General features: G+C 64.9%; 1 protein-coding gene. It reads left to right on the plus strand.

Features of this window, described 5'->3' with window-relative positions; translation table 11 throughout:
* On the plus strand, window positions 1–276 hold a 276-nt coding region (locus tag ACYZGB_RS22955; protein WP_462391293.1), incomplete at both ends, for an IS110 family transposase.

Raw genomic sequence — 276 nt, forward strand, 5'->3', positions numbered from 1 at the left:
TCGGCCCGGTCGTCATGGAAGCCTGTGGCTCAGCCCACTACTGGGCACGCTGGCTCCATGCTCTGGGTATCGAGGTGCGCTTGCTGCCCGCCCAGTACGTGCGTGCCTACGTGCGCCGCAATAAGACAGACGCCACGGATGCAGCCGCTTTGCTCGAAGCAGCCCGTGCCTGCGATATTCGCCCCGTGCGTGTGAAGTCAGTGGAGCAACAGGCTTTGCAGGGGCTGCACCGCATCCGCTCCCTGTGGATGGGCACCCGCACCTCGCGCATCAATG

This window comes from Acidovorax sp. Q11, from assembly GCF_054950075.1.